1 protein-coding gene is annotated in these 682 nt (G+C 58.1%); it reads left to right on the top strand.

The features are described 5' to 3' along the window. Positions 1-96: 96 nt before the first annotated feature. Entirely contained in the window at positions 97-510 is a 414-nt protein-coding gene (locus NCT04_RS34265; protein ID WP_250470277.1) for a hypothetical protein, read from the top strand. The last annotated feature ends 172 nt before the right edge of the window (positions 511-682 follow it).

Genomic DNA, 682 nt, shown 5'->3' with positions numbered 1-682 from the left:
AATCGGAATCTGGTGCGATCCGCTCGCGCGGCGTAGCGCCCAACTCGGCGGTCTCCGACAAAGTCGGGGCGGTTCAACACGCCCGCCAATCGCCTCTTGATTCACCAGCAAGTCGAGGTGGTCGAATACCCGAATGGCTGCGTCGAGGTGCAGGCGGGCGGCGAGGTGCTTTGCTGCGGCAAGTACGACCGTATTGCGCGGATTGATCAGGGCGCTGAAGTTGAGAACAAGCGGCTGGCGCATGCACTCGAAGCCGCACGCTTGTTGCAAGCCAAACGAGACGATCGTCGTGCGTGTGATGCGCCGTCACGCACGCATCGCGGTGAACAGGTTCGGGCCAAGAAGGCGCTTGAAGGACTGAAGAAGCAACGCGCACTGAGCATCGCTGATATGAACGAAGCGATTCTCGAGGTCAGTGCAAAAACGATGAGGGAACGGGGGGCGGCTGCGCCGCCCCAACCCCACAACCTGAACAGAAACATCCGTTCAAAACCCGACATCTCTACTTAGCGGCAACCCCGACGTTTGAACTTAGCAGCAACAAACGTGTCGAGGCCAATTTGAAATGTCCGATATCCGGCTAAATTGAAATGTCCGGTTTGGGGTCGGTTCCTGCTTCCAAAGAAGACAGTTTCCCCACCGAGGCTGCCCGCATTTCGGCACTTCTGAGCATCATCGCGTT

Source organism: Caballeronia sp. GAFFF2 (assembly GCF_023631485.1).
In the GTDB taxonomy this organism is placed as follows: Bacteria; Pseudomonadota; Gammaproteobacteria; order Burkholderiales; family Burkholderiaceae; genus Caballeronia.
This window is presented reverse-complemented; position numbering and strand designations above follow the sequence as displayed.